We start from the raw sequence: 21088 nt of genomic DNA, 5'->3' as shown, positions 1-21088 counted from the left end.
TAGAATGATGCAAAACGATAGTTCAACGAAAATCAAAACAGTTCCGGAAAATTATACATCCGTAACACCCTGGATCATATCCCGTTCTTCAGCAGAATTAATCGATTTTTTGACGGCTGCATTTGATGCGGAGGAAATCCCAAACAGCAGAATAAAAAATGAAGATGGTGCAATTATCCACGTGGTGGTGAAAATAGGAAATGCGATGGTTATGCTCTTCGACTCAAGAGAAGGCTGGGCATCCACTCCGAGTTTCTTGAATTTGTATGTCGAAGATATTGAGAAGGTTTACCAAAAAGCGCTGCAATTGGGAGCAAAATCGGTTACTGACATTACTACGCTTTGGTTTGGTGAAAAGGTTTGCAGGATACTGGACCCATTCGGCAACCTTTGGTGGATCAATCAGCGTATTGAAGAAATTGACTTTACGAAACCCAAGGAAGTTGGAGCAAAAGCATCGACTCCGGAGGCCATTGCGGGTATAGCTTATATTCAGAAATCACTGGACGAAGCTTTGATGAGCCAGAAAGAGTTTTTTGAAAAGAAAGCTGGAAATTGATGCTGCCTGAATAACATGAATTGGAATCACATATCTGATAGTGTTAAGATAATCACAAAAGAATGTTTAACGTGCTGTGGCAAAATGGGGTTAACCTAACACCAGAACCATTTTACAAAAAGTAAGAACAAAAGGGAATACTGACCAACATTCCGTAATCTGATGCCTTAAAACAAAAATTCAAGCAAATCTTTACCTACGATAATTTCTCCCGAAAAATTAGTTCTCACTGCATCTATCCAAACCTGGTCGGTAAGCGTCTTATCATCGGGCGGTACGAAATGGTTCAGAATAAGTCTTTTTGCATTTGCTTGTTTGGCAATTTTTCCTACATCTTCTGCCAATGTGTGATGGGAGAGTATACTGGCTTTCAATTTTGATGCATTAGGCCTCCTTTTTACCATTTCATCAACCGCAGGACCAAACATGGCTTCATGAATCAGGTAGTCTGAATTAGAAGCAAATCTGGCAAGAGCCGGAAAATATGCTGTGTCTCCTGAAAACACAACAATCGTGCCGCCTAATTTGAATTTAAGGGCAAAACTGTTTTCAATTGGCGGATGTATATTTCTTAAAGCCTCAACTGTAAAACCGGAATTTGCTAAAACTTCCCCTTCTGAAAGCACATGGGCTGTTACAAGCTTCCGTATATCAGGCCGGCCTTCGTCTTGAATGCGGGTTTCAAGATCAAATCGATTTGATTCCCAGTAATGTACAAGTAGTTCTTTTATGCCAGCCGGGGCATATACGTGGATTGTATCTTTCATGCCCGCAAGCCATGCGTTGTATAGCAACGGCCCAAGTTCAAGGTTATGATCAGAGTGGTGATGCGTAATGAATATGTATCTTAATGTTGGAAGTTCAATACCTGCTTCCCTGAGCTTAAGTGTAACGCCATAACCCGTATCAACGACGATTGGAATACCTTTATATACAATAAGGGACGAAGAAGGCGTCTGTTTGAATGACCGGATAAACGGTCCTCCTTGCGTTCCCAAAAGGACAAGGCGATCTTTATTCCGGCTCATGAGTTTTCTGTTGCAAAAACTGGCTGGCAAATTAATTCCAACCGTTGCCAGCACAATGGACTTTCGGATAAATGCTCTACGACTATTTGACATAACTGAAGAGATTTAGTATATACTAATTTACCGGAAAATATCCTTATCCCATCCGAGGAATTCGTACTATTTACACTTCGGTTCCCGCGTCAAAACATTGTTGCCTTTTTTATATTGAAGAAAGTATAAATGCAATTGCAAAAAGGAATAGAAGTTGCTGAAAAGAGCCACCGAACCACGCCTCTGCCGAAATAAATTGATATTCCATTTATGATAAGAATCGTCAGTATGTACTTTCCTAAATTCGGGTTGTGCTTATTTTTGGTTTTACAATGACCTATCTTACACCAAAAATACGGATTCGTTTATTTTGAAGTCGGACACAATTGCACAAATCCTCACAAATGAAAAAACAGAAATTAATTAAGTTTTTTAAAATTATTATAATACCCACAATTTATGCTCTATTACTTCGCTTGGTTTTTGGCGAGACAACATGGAATGGAGTTTTTAATATGATGTCAGTAACATTTCTCTTTATTTTACCTTTTATTGTTGGCGCTTTAACAATTTATTTTTCAAAAGAAGAAAAATTAAAGAAATTCTCGTACAAGTTTTTTACACCGTGGCTACCCATTTTTGTATTCTTTTTTATAACACTTGCCTTTGCAATTGAAGGCTGGCCTTGTTTGTTGATGATATTACCAATATTCTTACTTGCTTCCTCCGTTGGTGGACTTATTGGTGGGTATTTCAAATTAAAAAAGCGGGATAACGAAATAATTGTATCCATCCTTGCACTTTTACCATTGTTGGTTTCACCTGTTGAGAACTATATTGGAGCAAAATCAACTCCATATAAAGCTTACACTTACATTGACATTAATGCACCTGCCGACAAAATCTGGAGTAATGTAACAAGAGTAAGAGAAATTAGGGAAGACCAGGATAAAGGTTGGCTGACAAATTTGTTAAACTTTCCGAGACCAGTAAAAGCCGAACTTAATTTTGAGGGAGTGGGGGCATATAGGGAGGCAATATTTACAAACGGGCTTGTTTTTCACGAAACAGTTACTGAGTATATTGATAAAAAGAAAATGTCATTTAAGATAAAAGCACTTCCTCACGAAATTCCTTTGACCACAATGGATGAACATCTTGTTATTGGCGGAAAATATTTTGACGTTTTAAACGGTACTTATGAACTTGAAAAACTTAATGAAAAGACAAACAGACTTCATTTGTATAGCAATTTTAAACTAACAACAACTTTTAACTTTTATGCAAGCTGGTGGGCAAACAACATTATGAAAGACATTCAAAACAATATCTTACAAATTGAAAAACAACGGGCAGAAAACGAATAAAAAATTTATAGTTTCGGGATTTTCATTTGAACTATTGAATAATGCCAACGAATGGGTAGAGTTTTCCTATGGCCTTGACGCAAAAACTTTGACAGGCGGAAGCTTTCATAGATACACGACTAAAAAACCTTTAAAAAAATATGATTACCGAAAAATATACATGTCCTTGTTGTGGTTATAAGACATTTATAGAAATACCAAACGGGCATTACGATATTTGCGAAGTATGTTTTTGGGAGGATGACCCGATTCAAGCTGACGATCCTAATTATGAGGGTGGGGCAAACAGGGTTTCCCTGAAACAAGGACAGAAAAACTTTGCTGAATTTGGTGCTTGTGAGCTGGAAATGATTAAAAATGTAAGGAAGCCGTTTAAGGATGAACAGCGGGACGATAATTGGAAAAGAATAAAATAGTACTAATAAAATTTTAGTTCAGTGCTTCACAGAGTTTCAAAAACTTACGTTTTGTAGATGCTTCAATATATTCGAAGCATTTACACGTTACCTTCTAAGTATTTCATAATCAGTTTGGAGTAATAATTATGCATATTGATATGCCCGTGGCTTATACGGGTAACCTAATCTTCATTGCAATATTTTTTAAGACTACATTCATAATACTCATAGCCCCCTAAAACAACAAATTTTAAATTTTTATTACCCTACCAAGTCTATATACTATATAAAATTTATACATTTGCATTCAGATAACAAAAACGAATCTAATGAAATCAATTTTCCCACTCACCAAGCCTTGTTGTTGGCGGTATATGAATATGAGAAAATCGGCCTGCCCGGACGAATCGGGCTGCTTCTAATCGAGCTTTTAGCACTTTTAGAGTTGGGCCAAAAAATAAATAAAACATAGAAACCACCAAATACAATAGCATGAAACACTTTTTAAAAGCAGTAACCCTTTTAGCTGCGATTCTTTTTCCTCTGTTCCTGGCTGCTCAGGATCCTACAATCAATGCCACCGTTACCGGAAAAGTTCTGGATTCCCGTACCAGCGAAACCTTGATCGGAGCAACTGTAACAATTAAAGGAACTACCAACGGAGACGTGACTGACGCAAACGGGGAATTTAGTCTGGTTACAGGCCAGAAATTACCATTCACCCTGATCGTCTCTTATGTCGGATATCTGAAAAAGGAAATTCTGATTAGTGAAAGTAAGGTCGAAATAAAACTTGATTTAAATAATACACAACTTGATGACGTGGTCATTTCATCCCGCCGTCGTACTGAATCTGCTCAGGAAGTGCCTATTGCCATTTCGGTAATTGGTGGTACCAGAGCAGAAGATGCCGGGGCGTTTACCGTGAATCGTCTGAAAGAACTGGTTCCAACTGTACAGTTATATTCCTCTAATGCAAGAAATACCACGTTGAACATTCGCGGCCTGGGTTCGCCCTACGGCTTGACCAATGACGGAGTTGACCCGGGAGTGGGTTTTTATGTAGACGGGGTATACTATGCACGTCCGGCTGCAACAGCACTCGATTTTATTGACATTGAACGCGTTGAAGTATTACGTGGGCCACAGGGAACGCTTTTTGGCAAAAACACTACTGCCGGCGCTTTTAACATTACCACGCGTTCTGCCAGTTTTACAACCGGCGCGAACGTCGAGCTAAGCTATGGTAACCTGGGTTACATTCAGGCAAAAGCATCCGTTACCGGACCTATTAGTAAGAAACTGGCCGCACGTGTTTCCTTTACCGGAACACAGCGTAACGGAACGTTCTTTAATGTTCACACGCAATTGCCAATCAACGATATTAATAACATTGGTGTAAGAGGACAACTACTTTATACCCCAAGTGAAAAAGTGAATATTACAATTATCGGGGATATTTCGGATCAGAAACCTACCGGTTATGGATGGCCGGTTGCAGGGGTAGTAACTACTAAAAGAGCTGGTTACAGACAATTCAACAGTATTATTGCTGATTTGGGATACACTATTCCTTATAAAAGTGCATTTGAAAGAAAGGTTGATCTGGACACTCCTTCCAAAGCAGATAACCAATTGGGCGGCGTTTCGGTCAATGCGGATATAAAAATTGGTAACGGAACACTGACTTCCACATCTGCATGGCGTTACTGGAAATGGACACCTTTGAATGACCGGGATTATATCGGATTGCCGGTATTTACGATTTCATCCGGTAATTCGGCACATGATCAATGGTCTCAGGAAATACGTTACTCTGGAAAAATAACGCCTAAACTGAGCGGTGTAGTAGGGGTGTTCGGCCTTTGGCAAGACCTGACTTCCGATCCTGTACAAACTGAGGAAGCTGGTTCGGCACAATGGAGATTTGCACAAAGCTCAACGAGCGCACTTTGGAAAACGCCTGGCTTGTTCGACAATTTTGGAATACAAACTACCAACGAGATCAAAAGCACAAGTTTAGCAGTGTTTGGACAGGCTGACTGGGCGATAACGGAAAAAATACACTTTTTACCAGGTATTCGCTACAACTATGACAAGAAAGTGGTTGATTACAAACGTGTAACTTATGGAGGGTTGCAAACCACAGATGCAGCATTGCTTGCGTTGAAAAACGGGATTTATTCCAACCAGTCATTTAATACGGATTACGCAAAAGGAAACTTCTCAGGCCAGTTGTCGGTACAATACAGGGCAACGGCAAGGTTAAATGCCTATGCAACTTATTCTATCGGATACAAACCAATTGGTGTAAATGTTGGAGGTTTGCCAACCGCGAGTGGTAATGTATTGATTGATCTGGCCAATGTAAAACCAGAATACGTGGATCACAAGGAGTTCGGATTGAAAACCAAACCAACCGGTAATTCTGTTTTGAACCTGACTGTTTTCCGTACAGATATTAAAGATTACCAAACTCAGGTACAGACTCCGGAACCTGGTGTAAATCGCGGGTATCTGGCCAACGCTGAAAAAGTGAGTGTACAGGGTGCTGAAATAGATGGTAACATCCGCTTTAAAGGCCTTACTCTGAATGCCGCTGTTGCTTACACAGATGGTAAGTATGAAAAGTTTAAAAATGCTCCGGTGCCATTGGAAGAAGTGGGAGGAGAGCAGGCTTTCAAGGATATTTCAGGAGGAAGACTACCTGGTATTTCTAAATGGTCGGGGACTGCGGGTGGTGAAGTAGCCATACCCGGAACTCTGATTGGCCTGAAAGGTAATTTCTTTATCGCAGTTGATGAATTTTTAAGATCTGAATTCTCATCAAGTCCTTCACCTTCCCAGTACCTGAATATTGGTGGCTACGGACTTACCAATGCTCGTGCAGGTTTCAGGGCGTCTAACGGACTTTCGTTCCATTTATGGGGAAGAAATATTTTCAATAAGAATTATTACGAACAACTATTGGCTGCACCGGGAAGTTACGGACAATATGCAGGTATAGTAGGAGATCAGCGTACTTACGGTGTAACGATCAGATTTACATATTGATTTGTAAGAAAGCGATTGGCAGTTAGCCATTAGCAAAAAGTTAAGGTTTATTTAGGACAGCAGCGGACTTTGTTTTGCTGCTGTCTTTTTTATGAGGAGTAATTGTATTCCTGCTATTTGACTCTGTTCCGAACCGCTAGGCAAAGCACAGTTAGCATTGTAACCCGGTATTTGATCATATTAAGGGAAACGTTTGAATCAAAATTGCCACCATTTATTGCTTAAAAACAATGATCACATAATTCCATCAGGCACACAACAATCAAATCGATTAATCGTCACAATCAAATCACAAAATCCCTTCTGATACCCAATTTCTTCATTTTTGATCCCAGCGTGGTTGGAGGAATATTCAGGATTTCGGCTGCTCCGTCCATGCCCCTTATACGTCCGTTGCATCTTTTGAGTACTTCAATAATGTGGTCTCTTTCATTTTCGAAAATTGTTTTCAGCCTCACTTCCTCAATTTTTTCCTGGTTTTTACGGGATAAATTTACAGGCAAAGGAATTTGATCAATAACAAGGCTTTTGGCCATTAAAACACTTCTTTCAATTACATTTTCCAATTCCCGTATATTCCCAGGCCAGTTGTAAGCAAGGAGGTTTTTTAAAGCTTTATCCGAAACGCCGGAGATTTTCCTTCCCGTTTTCCTGCTGTAATACTGGATAAAGTGTTTGACAAGTAACGGAATATCCTCTGTTCTGTCAGCCAGTGCGGGTACCTGGATAGGGAAAACATTGAGCCTGTAATACAGATCAAGTCGGAACCTGCCTTCCGCAACTTCCTTTTCCAGGTTCCTGTTTGTGGCTGCAATAATCCTGATATTTACTTTTACAGGAGCCTTTCCTCCAATGCGCTCTATCTCTTTTTGTTGCAAAACGCGTAATAGTTTCACCTGTGTTTCCAAAGGCATATCACCGATTTCATCTAGGAAAATTGTGCCGTTATTCGCCTGCTCAAACCTCCCTGTGCGTTTTTCGAAAGCACCCGTAAATGAACCTTTTTCATGGCCAAACAACTCTGATTCGATCAGATTTGTGGGCAAAGCAGCGCAGTTCACTTTAATAAAAGGTTTTCCTTTTCTGGAAGAGAGTGCGTGGATACTGTCAGCAATTCTTTCTTTACCTGTCCCGCTTTCACCCGTGATCAGTACCGATGTATCACCCGGAGCGACCTGGGTGATCAGGTCAAAAACATTCAGGAGCAAATGGCTTTGGCCAATTATACCATCAAATGTATTGCCCGGGTTACTCTCCTGAATATTTTCAAATGGAATTTTTATATTGCTTTCGGCAGGAGGCATACGCTCAACTATGATCATATTTTGAACGGCTTGTGTCAATACGGCCTGCATCCGTTCACATAGCGCAATTTGCTCTTCGTTATAAGTATCCGGACGTTTACTGTAAAAGGAGAAAAAAATAGTTTCTGCTGATCCAGATTAAGCGGTAAAGGAAAAGTCAGCAGCGAATTCATTTCAAAAGTATCTGCAATGATCTTTCTCATGGACGGCACGCTGCATAACCTTTTAAAATCTGCCCCGATATAAAATGAAGGTTCAGTCCCGACAATTGTTTTCGACTGTAATGATGCTAACTCGCTGAACTTCATATTAGCTACTACCCGAAGTCCTTCCATACCGGTAACCTGGTACTCGTTGAAGCCGATCCGCAAAAAGAATAATGCGTTAAAAGGCAAAAAATCACCTTCCATGGAATAACCCGCCACCATGTAATCAAATGAGATCAGTGGCTGAAGTGCCTGGGCAATTTTTAATAATTTCTCTTCCCATCCTGCTTTTTCGGCGGTGATTATAGCCAGTTGTTTTTGAAATACCGCCTCTTTCCGAAGTTTGGATTCCAGGCCGTGCTCATGATGATACTGAGCGATTTCCATCGCAACCAGCAAGTCTTTTTCACGAAACGGCTTCACAAGAAAACCGCTTGGATGTGTTGCTTTGGCAGCATTCAGTATTTCTTCATTAGAATTGGCCGACAAATAAATAAAGGGAATATCATCTTCCCGGAGTAGTTTGGCCAGGTCAATTCCTGTAAGATCTCCGCTCAGGAAAATGTCGAGAAGTACCAGTGCTGGTTTTTCTTTTTTTACCAGATCTATCGCCTGTTCAACAGATCTGGCTATGCCACAAACCGTGTAATCGGCCCTTTGCAGCATCAAACGAAGGTGATTAGCTTCAACAAACTGATCTTCAACGATTAATACCTTTTTCATGATGTACGCTTTTGAACTTGCTGATATAAAAAATTAATCTGAACCACCGTTCCCTTATCGTTATGTATATTCAATTGTCCACTGATGTCGTCTGTAAGTCCCTGTATTAAAGTCCATCCAAAAGAATTGGTTTGTTTAATATCGAAATCAGGGCGTAATCCTATGCCGTTATCCGCAATGATCAATGTGAATCGATCGGGCTCAACTTCCTTTAATGTGATCGAAATCAGACCTTCTTTTCTTTCTCTAAAGGCGTTTCCCGGAAATGCGTTTCCCGGAAAGGCATATTTTATTGCATTGGTGATGGCTTCGTTCAGGATTAAGCCCAGCGGTACCGAATGGCTGATGTTCATTTCCACCCTGTCAATTTCGAGGTTAAATAGTATTCTTCCGTCTGAGTCAAAGCTATCTTTCAGATAATGAACCATTTCATGAATATAAGCTGACATATCTATCGACGATAGATTTTCTGTCTGGTATAATCGCTGATGGATCATCGACATGGATTGTATCCGGTGCTGACTGTCGGCTACGGCCATACGCGCTTCGGCGCCTTTCAGATATTCCGACTGACTGTCGAGCAGGCCGGCTACCATGTGCAGGTTATTTTTAACCCGGTGATGGATTTCTTTGATCAGCCATTCTTTTTCAGTGAGAAGACGCCCCAGTGAAATATTTTTGAGGTTGATCTCATCCTGTTTAGCTGTGATTTTTTTGTTATTCTTTTGTGTAAGCCGGTAACCATAAATCAAAAGAGCAATGATAATTAAAAGCAAAACGATACTCACATTAGTGATGTTCTGGATCATATTAGCCTGCTTAAGGCTATTTTTCTGAAGTACAGATTGTTTTGTTAAAAAATGTATATTATCATTCTTTTTCTCCACATCATAAATGATTTCCAGCTGAATTAATTGCCTGGTTTTGTTATCATTAAAAACTGAATCTTTAAGCGTACTGAATTTCCGGTAATTCTCAAATGCAGCCAAATAATCGCCTCTTGTGGAATCCAGTTTTGCCGTCCATAAATAATTAAAATAAAGATGCTGCCCAAAGTTGGCCCTTAAAGCCAGTTCCCTGCTTAGTTTCAGACATGTTTCTGCCTTCTTATAATTTTTATCAATAATGTAAAATGGGACCAAAGCACTGTAAATATATCTTAGTTCGCCGTCCAGCAGGACAGAACCGGAAACAATTTGTTCCAATCGGTCACTGTGCTTTCGCCCCAGTGAAGTTTGATTCAGTATGCGGTATATTTCTATATAACTTCTTTCTACCATGATGTAACTGGTATTCGTTTTCAATGGATGCTTTTTTACAATTCCGTTCAGCAAGAAAATAGCCCGGCGGCCATAACCAAGGTGAGCTATGCAACGGGCCAGATTCGAGGCAACAGTATGGATTTCTTCTGCGTCGTTGTGATTTATAGCCAGGGCAAGTGCTTTATTTTGGTAAATGCGCTGCTTTTTATAATCGTTTAAAATTTCGTAGGAATTGCCAAGCCGGTTATAAACCGTACAAAGCTGCGCGCTGGTAGTATCGCCGACGGTTTTAGCAATGTGGACTGCAAGTAGCTGATATTTAATTGCTTCCTGTGCTGTACCTAAGAGCACGTATGCATTTCCTAACAGATCATAAATACCGATCAGATTCTTATATCTGGCAGCCTCGAAAAACACCAGCGACTGTTTCAGAGCGGCAAGTCCCTTTCCTATTGCTCCCTGGGTCAGATATAAATCACCCAGCTGCTGGTAAATATGCCCCTGTTTTTCCTTGTTACCCGCCTGTCCAAAAGCATCAGAAGACTTTTCAGCCAGACTGATCCGCTGCTGTATCTCCTTTCCTGTAATGGAATAATAACCCGACAAGGTATAATAGGCTTCTCCGAGCTGAAAATATTCATTGTATTTCGTGAAAATTCCGATCGCCTTCAGGACAGCTTCCCGGCCTTCTTCCCGTCGGTCCATTTTAGGCAATATCCGTGAAAGCTGTAATTCACTGATACCTTCACCTTTATGAAAGGAAAGCAAAATGCTTAAATTTTTGGCGGCCCGGGTGTAGAATAAAGCGCGGTTTATATCAATCTGCTGTCTGTTTTGCCTGTAATAATACTGATCGCTTAGTTTGAAGAGTAAGAGAACTTTATTAGTATCCTGACCGCTATTTTTCAGTTTTTCTAAAAGCGGTTTCGTATCATTCTCCGTAAACGGGCCAGGATCCTGACCTGTACATGGCCACGAGACAAACAGCAGTATACAAACCAGAATATTTCTTAGCATGGGTGTGGCAGATAACGATATATTCAGTTCATAAACTGTACCTGGCATTTGTATTTGAAATTCGGTTAAACCAATTCGTATGAAAATGCCTCAAAGTACTGAAAATGAGGTTTTGACAACTTAATAAGAAACACTTGCTGCCTATTGCCCTGTCAACAGACTGTAAATATTCGACGAAATATCGTTGGATGAGTCGTTTTGAAACGATATATCGTTGTAATGTATCCAATAAAATACGGATAATAACCTGTTTTCTAAGGATTTAATTTAACGGTTTTATTTTCCCGCTTGCCGGAACGCAACACTTTATTATATTTTCAATCAGCAAGTTCGTTGATCCTAATCAAACAAGGGAAATCGCATTTGAATTTACTGAACTTCATTTCGCGCTGATCTTCGTTTTAAAACGATATTTCGTTGAAATGCTTTTGCTAAATTTAGTTAACTAATTGAATATTAATTATTTAAATTAACGGCATTGTTTTGGTTTAATTTCCTTTAAACGAAATAGCCAAATGAAAAACAATAGATCTAAAATAGTCCTGTTTATCACGGGCGCCTTTGTAAGTAACAGCTGCTGGGATGAATGGAAGCTGTATTTTGAAAGCCGGGGATACCAAACATCTGCGCCGGCCTGGCCTCATAAGGATGCCTCAGCAGAAGAACTGCGAAACCGGCATCCGGACGCTGAGGTAGCCGCCACAAAACTAACGGACCTGATAGAATACTATGCCGGAATTGCTGCTAAAATGCCCGAAAAGCCCATTGTTATTGGTCATTCCTTAGGCGGATTAATTACACAGATATTGCTTCAGCGCGGTTTAGCAGCAGCAGGAATTGCGATTCATTCAGTGCCACCCCAGGGAATATTAACTTTTAAGTTATCATTTCTTATTGCCGGTTGGGGCCCACTCGGATTTTTTACGCCGGTCAGTAAAACCTTTATGATGTCTTTCAGTCAATGGCAATATGCTTTTACCAATGGTTTGCCTATGGATCTGCAAAAGGAAGGTTATTATAAACTGGCAATTCCTGAATCCAAAACAGTCGTAAGAGATACCATTACAAGTATAGCCAAAGTGGATTTTGAAAAACCCCATGCACCGCTTTTACTTATTTCCGGAACGGCAGACCATACCATTCCGGCCTCATTGAATTATGATAATTTCCGCAAATATAAAACAAGCGGATCTGTTACAGATTATAAAAAATTTGAGGGGAAAACGCACTATGTACTTGGCCAGCCGGGATGGGAGGAAGTGGCCGATTACATTCTGAACTGGCTCAAATAATACGGTTTCTGCATTCCATTTCTCCACCAATTCATACAATTTCACTTTAAAATAAATTAGTAATGAAAACAACTGATCTGACAAAAAACAATACCGGTAATTTTAAAAGTGCTTTTTCCTTTATTTTTTCACTTGTTATACTTTTTTGTATGACTTCCTGTGAAAAGCAAAAAGATACTGCCAAAGAAGAAGTAACTGAAAGTGAAATTAAAGCAACTGATGTCAAACCGGCTGATCCTCCGGCCAATTTCAGGCATGAAACTGCAACGGTTAACGGCGTGAAAATTCATTATGTAATTGGCGGAAAAGGCGATCCCTTGTTGCTTGTTCATGGCTTTGGTCAAAACTGGTTTATGTGGAACCGGTTACTCCCGGAATTGTCTAAACATTTTACGGTTATCGCCCCTGATTTACGCGGAGTAGGCGAATCGGACAAACCTGATAGCGGTTATGACAAAAAGACGATGGCAACAGATTTGCATGAACTGATGAAAAAACTGGGTTACAGTAATATCAATCTGGCCGGTCATGATATTGGCCTGATGGTAGCTTATGCTTATGCGGCTCAGTTCCCTTCGGATGTTAAAAAGATTGCTCTGATGGATGCGCTGTTGCCTGGGATCGAGCCGGTCTGGAGCCAGGTATCAGCGAGTGCCTGGTGGTTTGGATTTTTTGGCTGGCCCGCTTCGGGAGGTATTGTTGCCGGAAAAGAGCGTGAGTTTTTAACTAATTTCTGGCCCATGGTCGGACACGTAAAAGATCCGTTCACAAAAGAGGAAACAGATGAATTTATACGTGCATATGCCGTTTCGGGCGGCACAAACGGTAGTTTTCACTGGTTTGGAGCATTTCCTCAGGATGGAAAGGACAATCTGGAATTTGCTAAAAAGAAACTACCCATGCCGCTTCTTGCAATGGGAGGTGAATATTTTGCGGCTGCTTTTTTGAAGGAACATTCGAAGCTGGTTGCAACGAATGTGAGCGAAGCGAAAATTATGGGAGCCGGGCATTGGCTGGTCCAGGAACAAACGGAGCAGGTTCAGAAGGAATTGCTTGATTTTTTTCTTGCCAAATAATTTTCGCCTCTCAAACTTTTACATAATATGAAACCCATATTTCTGGCAACGCTTATGCTGTTGTGCAGGGTAGCTTTTGCCCAAAAAAACGCTGATCTTATTATTGTCAATGGCAAAATTGCAACAATGGTAAAACCTGGCGAATTCCATCAGTCGGTCGCAATTAAAAACGGAATTATTCTGGCAACCGGTAATTCGAAAAATATTCTTGCGGATTATAAAAATGACAATACAAAAGTGGTTGACGCCGGAGGGAAAACCGTTGTTCCGGGAATCAACGACAGTCATATTCATATCATCAGAGAGGGATTGAATTACAATAGTGAGTTGCGGTGGGATGGTGTAAAATCCTTGAAAAGAGCGATGGAAATGCTTAAAGAACAAGCAGCCAGAACGCCGCCGGGAATATGGGTAAAGGTAGTCGGAGGTTGGAATGAATACCAGTTTGAGGAAAAACGGCAACCCACACTTACTGAAATAAATGAAGCTGTACCCGATAAGCCGGTTTTTATTTCCTATCTCTACGGCAAAGCTTTTCTGAATAAAAAGGGAATAGAAGTATTAAAATACGACGGTCTGACGCACTACGAAGGGAGTTTGGTTGAACTGGATGGAGAAGGAAATCCTACCGGCATGCTGTTTGCGAAGGAAACGCCCAAAGCCATTTATACAACTCTGGGACTGACTACCAAACTTTCGCACGAAGAGAGATTGAACAGTACCTTGCAGTTTTACAGGGAGTTAAACCGTTTTGGAATTACCAGTGCAGCAGATGCAGCAGGCGGTGGACAAAACTATCCGGCCGATTATATGGTAGCACTGGAACTTGCCAAAGAGGGGAAGCTCAATATCCGGACCTCCTATTTCCTATTTGCACAGCAAAAAGGACAGGAATTGTCGGATTATGAAAAATGGGTTAAAATTGCCCGGCCTAATAAGAATGACCACATGCTGATGGCCAACGGATATTCGACGGAAGGAGCCGGAGAAAATCTGATAGCCACCGCGGCTGATTTTGAGAATTTTCTGGAACCGAGGACAATCCTTTCTGACGAAATGGAAGCAGATCTGGAACCGGTAATCCGATTATTGGTACAAAACCGGTGGCCGTTTCGTTTGCATGCGACTTATGGCGAATCCATCGAACGCATGCTGTCAGTTTTTGAAAAGGTAAATAAGGAAGTTCCTTTTGACGGTTTGAGATGGTTTTTTGACCATGCAGAAACCATTACCGACGATCAGCTGATGCGTTTGAAGGCATTGGGTGGCGGTGTAGCTGTTCAGTTCAGGATGTATTTTCAGGGAGAACTTTATGACAAACTTTATGGAAAAACTGAACGACAACTGCCACCTGTCAAAAAAATGCTGGCCATGGGCATACCGGTTGGAATGGGAACTGATGCAACACGGATATCGACGTACAATCCATGGATGGCATTCCACTGGCTGCTTACCGGGAAGACTATTGGCGGAATGCAGTTCTGGCCAAAGGAACAGGTTCTCGACCGTTTTGCTGCCATGCGTATATATACATCAGGTAGTGCCTGGTTTACCGGAGAAGAAAAGTTCAAGGGTAAAATTGCCAAAGGAATGTATGCAGATATGACCATTTTGTCGGCAGATTATTTTTCTGTCCCGGTGGATGCGGTCAGGGATATTGAATCACTTTTAACGATTGTCAATGGCAGGATTGTGTATGCGGCTGGTGAATATAAATCGCTTGATGTTCCGGCTCCGGTTGTAATTCCTGAATGGTCTCCTGTGAAATACTTTGGTGGTTACCAGAATAAAAATTAGGTGAATAGATTACTATTATAAGGTTCTCAAAATATTAATCATAGTGAACTTATGAATGTCATTAATAAAATAAACCGTCTGGCTTTATTCAATGGGCTTTTGTTGTTTTTATGCACAAATATTACCTATGCGCAGTTTGCATTACCAGCGCATGTGCCGATCTGGGATGCAAATACGGTAACACTGAAATTGCACAAAATTACAGAGACTGTATATGCGGTTCTGCCTGCCACGGCTGAAACTGAAACTACCAAAGGAATACCTCAGGCAACAACTGCCGGATTTATTGTGGGCGAAAAAGGCATATTACTCATTGAAACGATGATGACAAAAAGGCTTTATGATCAGCTTTACACGCTCGTCAGGTCGGTTTCACAAAAACCAATATTGTATGCTGTCAATACGAGTGATCACGGAGACCATTGTTTTGGCAACTACTTACTTCCAAAAGAAAGCCTGATTATCCAAAATGAATTTTGCAATGAAAACCTCACCAGGAATTTTGAGTCGATCAAACAGTTTATGATTATGCTGTTCGGGCAGGGAAGAGGAATAGAAGAAAGCCGGCTTAGGGTTGCCGATTTAATTATACCAAAACACCAGAATTTAAAACTGGATCTCGGCAACGGAAACATAGTGGACCTGATCAACACGGGTACAGCACAATCGCCTGCCGACTTATTTGTAAAAGTTGTAACGAAGGATAAAACGATCTGGTGGCTGGGAAATCCATTTATTGCTGAAAGACCAGCTATTCCCTGGCTGTTTGACGGCTATTTTCTAGAACCTGTTGACAATCTCAAAAAGATCTATGCCATGATAGGCGGCGAAGATATTGTGGTGCCCGGCCATGGCCATATTACCAATAAAGCAGGCATAAAATACACCATCGATTATGTAACTGCTTTAAAAGGCCACATTGAAACGGCGGTGAAAGAGGGTTTCAGTGTTGAGGAAACGAAAAAAAAGTGACTATGAAAGAGTTTGATAAGGGTTATGTGCTGTACGACTGGCTGCATTATAATTTCAATATACCGAATGCTTACAAAGATATTAGCAAAAGCTCGTTTTAAACCTTGGATAAACATGAAAAACGTACTAATTCCACTGCTTTTCCTGATTTCATTGCAAAGTTACGGACAGCTTAAACCAGTATTTAAGCAGCTTCGTTATGATGAGGATTATACATTTCTTAAAGCAGATACGGCAGTAGGTTTCTATCAGAAAATGAAATATACTGCTCTTTCCAGAGATGGTAATACTTATGTGAGCTTTGGCGGTGATGTCAGGTTTCAGTATTACCATGTTGTGAATGATGAATGGGGCGAACAGCCAGACCGGAATTACGGCTACGTTTTCTCCCGTTATCTGGGTCATGCAGATTTTCATGCCGGAAAATATTTCAGGGCTTTTTTGCAGTTGCAAAGTGGAATGGCCAACGCAAAGGCTGCGACAAGTCCGGCGGACGAAAATCCACTTGATCTGCATCAGGCATTTATTGACATTAATTTATCAGGCCGGAGTAACAGTAATTTTACAATCCGGCTGGGCAGGCAGGAACTGTATTACGGTTCCCAAAGATTAATTTCGGTACGTGAGGGACCAAATACGCGGCATTCGTTTGACGGGTTAAAAACAACATATACATCTCAAAATCAAAAAACAGATTTTTTCTTTACACATTATGTTGCTTCTAAAAAAGGGCTTTTTGACGACGGTTTTTATAAGAATACAAAGTTATGGGGCGCTTATGCCGTTTTTAACCAGGTTCAGTTACTTCAAAATGTGGATCTGTACTATTTAGGTATCAACAAGAAAACGGGCATTTTTGACGATGGCAGAGGGGAGGAGTTACGACATTCCGGCGGAACCAGGATATGGGGTAAAACACAGGATTGGCGTTACGATTTAGAAGCTGTTTATCAGTTTGGGGATTTCGCAGATAAAAAGATCCGTGCATGGACTGCGTCAGCGCACATTGACTATATGCTAAACCATTTGAAATTCAAACCTGAGCTTGGGCTGAAAACGGAAGTTATCAGTGGAGATGCCAGATATGGGGATGGTAAAATGGGCACTTTTAACCCTTTGTTTCCAAGAGGGGGATATTTTGGACTTGCTGCCCTGATCGGTCCTGCCAATTTAATAGATTTACATCCTTCTGTAAACCTTACCTTTTCTGAAAAGCTGTCACTTGATCTCGATTACGATGTTTTTTGGAGATATAGCAGTAATGATGGTGTTTACGGACCCAATGCTGCCATGATTTATTCAGGAAAAGGGATTAATTCCAAATTTACCGGCCAACAATATTCCACTGTGTTAGGCTACGAATCCAGCCCGTTTCTTAGTTTTGGGGCAGAATTCACCTGGTTTAAAGCCGGAAGTTTTTTACAAAAGGCCGGTCCCGGGAAAGACATATTATTTGCCTGTCTGACAGCGGAATTTAAGTTTTAAAATCTGGTTAGCAAGTTGGGTAAAACAAAAGATACCAGCGTGAAATTAAATGTCGGAACCGCAGAAGAAATCGTGTGCCCGCTTGGCCAGCTCACGCAGATGCTGCCTTAATTCTTTTGGCTCGATGATGGTAACAGCCCCTGCGTACGGCAGCAGCCATGTGGCCATATAGGGCAATGAGCCAAGAAAAAATATCATTTCCAGGCTGCCATCCGTTAATAGTTCCTCTTGTATCCAGCCATATTGGTGTTTGGTATCGTGTAATTGCTGAGCATGTGCGGGAAGCACTGCGTTTGCCCGAAATCGTATAACGACCTTTTCCTTTGACCGTCGTTTAGCTGCATCAATCCAATATTGCTGCAAGGTTTCCGGACGGGCAGTAAAAGTTTCCTGCGTGAGCATTAAATTCTGAATGCGGTCGAGACGGAAATCACGGAATTCCTGCCGCAGCCGGCAATATGCAACCACATGCCAATGCTGGCTTAGGTACAGGCCAATAGGTTCAATTTTTCGATTGGTTGCCAACCCGGTTTCAGCCGCAAAATAATCCATATCAACAACAAGATGAGCCGTTACCGCAGTCACCAGCTGCTGGTATGAATTTGGGCGGTTGGGCTGGCCGGGTGGTTCCAGTACCAGGATATGCGGAGCCAGATTTTCCAGGTGGTCGCGATCTGAACGCCTCAGTGCTGCACGTAATTTGTCCATTGCCGCACCACTGCGCTGGGCAGTGGTCGCGTCAGTGAGCTGGGCTGCCAGTTTTTCGGCGGTAAGCAGTGCAATGGCTTCATCACGGCTGAACATGACCGGAGGCAGCCGATAACCGTCCAGCATAGCGTAACCCTTACCTTCCAGAGTCACCACAGGAATTCCTGCACTTTCAAGCGTTCGTATGTCGCGGTAAATGGTACGGGTACTCACTGAAAAACGCTGTGCTAAATCAGGTGCCGTCAATATCCGTTTCGTTTGAAGCAGTGTCAGCAATGCTACCAGGCGGGAAAGCCGGGTGATTTCAGGGTCAATCATGAGCTGGTTTTTTTGTCCGTTGAATGGCGTTGGGTTTCAGGTTTCGCTCTGCGAGTTCTACCATTTCAATAATACGTTTTTGTCGTGTCTCCGGCCTTTTCGCCAAAACCAGCCATTGCAGGATATACTTTCTGTCAGACTTGCTCAAACTTAAAAAAAAGCTTTTGCATTGGGCCTGTTTTCAAGTTCCTTCTCCAGATCCAATGGAATGACAAGTGCTTCGACGTCGTCTAAAATCGTCCATGAGCCATTTTGTTTCGCGGTTTTTATACTTTCAAAACCTGCTTTTGTCATCAGCCCTTCGTCTGTAAGCCTGCGGACTTTTTCTTTATTGATGGCCGACCATACACTATTTGTTTTTCTCCGGCTGAAAAAGCGCATGAATCTTTCTTCGTCCAGAGGCCTTGCCGTACTGTCTATCCATCCAAAACACAGTGCTTCATCAACGGCATCACTCCATGTTATGGTCGGAATGTTGGATATTTTTTTGTGGTGTATCACCCAGACGGATTTTTCCTTATCGTGGTTTTCCTCTAACCACGTACGCCATTGCTGCCGGTTTGCCGGACACAAAGTTTTTACCTCGTTCACTGTTTTGATCATCCGCTGAATTTCTTCAAAAATAATATTTTACCACGTGATTAATGCTGCAACCTTTATTTCATTGCAACTAAAATCATACTTACAATCAAAATACCAGCCAAATGATAAACACCACTAATAAGCCCGTAAAGCAGTGGACGTGGTATATTGGGATTGATAGCGATATTGACGGTATTGGCAACCAGGTATCCCAATCCGACCATTAAAGCGAACATCAGTGCATTTTCATACGAATCAATTTTCAAAGCATATACTAAAATTGCGCTGGCAAATGTAATGACCAGACAGCACAGTGCTGGCCCGATAATAAAAATAGCTGCTGGCTTTTGTGCCGGTTCATTTTCTATGCCCAATGAAATTTTGTATGGTCTTGAAAAAAGTACGGTAAACCACAAGGCACCAAGAAGGAAATAAGGAACAAATGCAATTACAACACTTAACCAGGAGATATCTGCCAGTACATTAAACATAGTATTTTATTTTTTTGTGATTGATTTATAACACCACAAAGTAATACCACACTGGTGACAGCCCTATGTCATAGGTTGGTCAGGCCGGGAAGATTTTTTTTTATACAGACTTCCTTGCAATAATGGGTGTGACAAAAAACATCTCTGTTTTAGGCATCTCCAAAAAAACTCCAGTATCTGATGATAAGTTTGATCATGGAATGGATTAAATGGGTTTAAAAAAATTTTAATCTATTCATTATCAAATAATTATTATTTTTTTTCATGCGCTGCAAATTGCATTTGCTTGCCAATTACAGGACAACTTTATGTTTTTTTCAGAGTTAATTTTATTTCTGAGTTCAGTTTTTGCTTTTTCTATTTCAGCTGTTTGTGGTGGAGGGGCAGGATTGATTTTAATTCCAATTATCAAATCTTTATTGCCTGCTGCACAGGTTCCTTGCGGCGCTCTCAATCGGGACAGCATCCAGTTCTTTGTCCAGAATGGTCGTTTTTAAATCTCATATCAACTGGAAAATCGTAGCAAGATTTGTCCCTCCGGCATTGCCCGCAGTCTGGCTTGGTGCCTGGCTGCTTAAATTTATTAACCCATTATATCTGGAACTGATCCTTGGACTGTTCCTGGTAGGTAACCTGCCTATGCTTCTAAAAAATGGAAATGGAGTGGAGGAAAAAGAAACTTTACCCGCATTTTATCTTTCGCTGATTGGATTAGCAGCAGGCTTTGTTTCCGGATTAACCGGGGCTGTCGGATTGTTATTTAATCGTTTTTATCTGCGATATGGTTTGACCAAAGAGCAGATAGTAGCAACAAGGGCTGCCAATGAAATCTTACTGCATATTATTAAGCTTTCCTTGTATGCTTCGTTTGGTTTGCTAACGGTGAAAGCAACGGGTTTGGGAACATTAATTGCCGTAGCAGCCATTGGATCTTCCTGGGGAATGAAATGGCTATTGCCTAAGCTTAGCCCGGCTTTTTTTAAACGTCTGGGTTATACTGCAATGGTTATTTCCGGACTAAGTCTTTTCGGAAGTGCTGCGAGCCGACTGATCCGTGACCATGGCGCTCACATGAGTTTTACGCCAGTTTCGGGTGGTATACAAACCCAGGTTCAATGGCGTCAGGGATATTTTTCCTTAGAATTTGAATACGACGACGGTATCGAATTTGAGAATAAAATAGAAATGAGCGATTTACCGGTTGAAAAACAGGCAGTTGCCAAAAAACTTATTGGTGATGCTGATAAATTTATTCTCGAAGAGGTATTCGGTATCAACCAGCACTATTATGAAGTGTACGTTTTCAGAAAGGACAAACTTGAAAAATTTGATATTTGAAAACGAATTTTATCTCAAAAACCATACTGATTACCGATTGTAAGGGATAAGTAGCTTCTCAGAAATAATCCTAAGCCG

At 41.1% G+C, this 21088-nt stretch carries 18 protein-coding genes; 10 read left to right on the top strand and 8 right to left on the bottom strand.

Annotation, left to right across the window (positions count from 1 at the left end; translation table 11 throughout):
• Positions 1 to 4: 4 nt before the first annotated feature.
• Positions 5 to 559 carry a VOC family protein gene (locus KZC02_RS04255; protein WP_221392977.1) on the top strand — a complete coding sequence of 185 codons (555 nt, stop codon included), beginning with the start codon at positions 5 to 7 and terminating at the stop codon, positions 557 to 559.
• Positions 560 to 726: 167 nt separating this feature from the next.
• Here KZC02_RS04255 and KZC02_RS04250 read toward each other — a convergent pair whose 3' ends face one another.
• Positions 727 to 1680 carry an MBL fold metallo-hydrolase gene (locus KZC02_RS04250; RefSeq protein ID WP_221392976.1) on the bottom strand — a complete coding sequence of 318 codons (954 nt, stop codon included), beginning with the start codon at positions 1678 to 1680 and terminating at the stop codon, positions 727 to 729.
• A 344-nt stretch (positions 1681 to 2024) separates the two neighbouring features.
• Here KZC02_RS04250 and KZC02_RS04245 point away from each other — a divergent pair, with 344 nt between their 5' ends.
• From KZC02_RS04245 to KZC02_RS04235, 3 genes are all read left to right on the top strand, one after another.
• Positions 2025 to 2987 carry a hypothetical protein gene (locus KZC02_RS04245; RefSeq protein ID WP_221392975.1) on the top strand — a complete coding sequence of 321 codons (963 nt, stop codon included), beginning with the start codon at positions 2025 to 2027 and terminating at the stop codon, positions 2985 to 2987.
• 140 nt (positions 2988 to 3127) lie between these two features.
• Positions 3128 to 3403 carry a CPCC family cysteine-rich protein gene (locus KZC02_RS04240; RefSeq protein WP_221392974.1) on the top strand — a complete coding sequence of 92 codons (276 nt, stop codon included), beginning with the start codon at positions 3128 to 3130 and terminating at the stop codon, positions 3401 to 3403.
• A gap of 474 nt (positions 3404 to 3877) precedes the next feature.
• Entirely contained in the window at positions 3878 to 6439 is a 2562-nt protein-coding gene (locus KZC02_RS04235) for a TonB-dependent receptor (protein WP_221392973.1), read from the top strand.
• A 284-nt stretch (positions 6440 to 6723) separates the two neighbouring features.
• Here KZC02_RS04235 and KZC02_RS31450 read toward each other — a convergent pair whose 3' ends face one another.
• Genes KZC02_RS31450 through KZC02_RS04225 form a run of 3 tightly spaced genes read right to left on the bottom strand, consistent with a single transcriptional unit; the run spans position 6724 to position 10999 of the window.
• Positions 6724 to 7761 carry a sigma-54-dependent Fis family transcriptional regulator gene (locus KZC02_RS31450; protein ID WP_229253986.1) on the bottom strand — a complete coding sequence of 346 codons (1038 nt, stop codon included), beginning with the start codon at positions 7759 to 7761 and terminating at the stop codon, positions 6724 to 6726.
• A 17-nt stretch (positions 7762 to 7778) separates the two neighbouring features.
• Complete coding sequence (locus KZC02_RS31445; RefSeq protein ID WP_229253985.1) at positions 7779 to 8672, bottom strand: response regulator; 894 nt, start codon at positions 8670 to 8672, stop codon at positions 7779 to 7781.
• Positions 8669 to 10999, bottom strand: a complete 2331-nt coding sequence (locus KZC02_RS04225) for a histidine kinase dimerization/phosphoacceptor domain -containing protein (RefSeq protein ID WP_221392972.1) — start codon at positions 10997 to 10999, stop codon at positions 8669 to 8671. The genes KZC02_RS31445 and KZC02_RS04225 overlap by 4 nt, the downstream gene beginning before the upstream one ends.
• A gap of 467 nt (positions 11000 to 11466) precedes the next feature.
• Between KZC02_RS04225 and KZC02_RS04220 the strand changes: the two genes are divergently transcribed.
• From KZC02_RS04220 to KZC02_RS04200, 5 genes are all read left to right on the top strand, one after another.
• Positions 11467 to 12243 carry an alpha/beta hydrolase gene (locus KZC02_RS04220; protein ID WP_221392971.1) on the top strand — a complete coding sequence of 259 codons (777 nt, stop codon included), beginning with the start codon at positions 11467 to 11469 and terminating at the stop codon, positions 12241 to 12243.
• Positions 12244 to 12305: 62 nt separating this feature from the next.
• On the top strand, positions 12306 to 13319 hold the full coding sequence (locus KZC02_RS04215; protein WP_221392970.1) for an alpha/beta fold hydrolase: 1014 nt from the start codon (positions 12306 to 12308) through the stop codon (positions 13317 to 13319).
• A gap of 27 nt (positions 13320 to 13346) precedes the next feature.
• Positions 13347 to 15116, top strand: a complete 1770-nt coding sequence (locus tag KZC02_RS04210; RefSeq protein ID WP_221392969.1) for an amidohydrolase — start codon at positions 13347 to 13349, stop codon at positions 15114 to 15116.
• Between the two features lie 51 nt (positions 15117 to 15167).
• Positions 15168 to 16088 carry a hypothetical protein gene (locus tag KZC02_RS04205; RefSeq protein ID WP_221392968.1) on the top strand — a complete coding sequence of 307 codons (921 nt, stop codon included), beginning with the start codon at positions 15168 to 15170 and terminating at the stop codon, positions 16086 to 16088.
• A 114-nt stretch (positions 16089 to 16202) separates the two neighbouring features.
• Positions 16203 to 17573, top strand: coding sequence for an alginate export family protein (locus KZC02_RS04200; RefSeq protein ID WP_221392967.1), 1371 nt, complete (start codon positions 16203 to 16205; stop codon positions 17571 to 17573).
• A gap of 45 nt (positions 17574 to 17618) precedes the next feature.
• Here KZC02_RS04200 and KZC02_RS04195 read toward each other — a convergent pair whose 3' ends face one another.
• From KZC02_RS04195 to KZC02_RS04185, 4 genes are read right to left on the bottom strand one after another with little or no spacing between them, the layout of a single operon-like run.
• Positions 17619 to 18599, bottom strand: a complete 981-nt coding sequence (locus KZC02_RS04195; protein ID WP_221392966.1) for a YafY family protein — start codon at positions 18597 to 18599, stop codon at positions 17619 to 17621.
• Positions 18592 to 18747 carry a YdeI/OmpD-associated family protein gene (locus tag KZC02_RS32805; protein WP_310590402.1) on the bottom strand — a complete coding sequence of 52 codons (156 nt, stop codon included), beginning with the start codon at positions 18745 to 18747 and terminating at the stop codon, positions 18592 to 18594. Before KZC02_RS32805 ends, KZC02_RS04195 begins: the two co-directional genes overlap by 8 nt.
• 2 nt (positions 18748 to 18749) lie before the next feature.
• Positions 18750 to 19202: a hypothetical protein gene (locus tag KZC02_RS04190; RefSeq protein WP_310590401.1), complete on the bottom strand. Its 453-nt coding sequence runs from the start codon at positions 19200 to 19202 to the stop codon at positions 18750 to 18752.
• A gap of 53 nt (positions 19203 to 19255) precedes the next feature.
• Positions 19256 to 19672, bottom strand: a complete 417-nt coding sequence (locus KZC02_RS04185; RefSeq protein WP_221392965.1) for a DUF1761 domain-containing protein — start codon at positions 19670 to 19672, stop codon at positions 19256 to 19258.
• A gap of 483 nt (positions 19673 to 20155) precedes the next feature.
• Here KZC02_RS04185 and KZC02_RS04180 point away from each other — a divergent pair, with 483 nt between their 5' ends.
• Positions 20156 to 21010: a sulfite exporter TauE/SafE family protein gene (locus tag KZC02_RS04180; protein WP_229253984.1), complete on the top strand. Its 855-nt coding sequence runs from the start codon at positions 20156 to 20158 to the stop codon at positions 21008 to 21010.
• Positions 21011 to 21088: the final 78 nt, after the last annotated feature.

This window comes from Dyadobacter sp. NIV53 (assembly GCF_019711195.1).
Taxonomy (GTDB): domain Bacteria; phylum Bacteroidota; class Bacteroidia; order Cytophagales; family Spirosomataceae; genus Dyadobacter.
The sequence above is the reverse complement of the archived record's forward strand: the minus strand, read 5'-3'. Positions and strand labels throughout refer to the sequence as shown.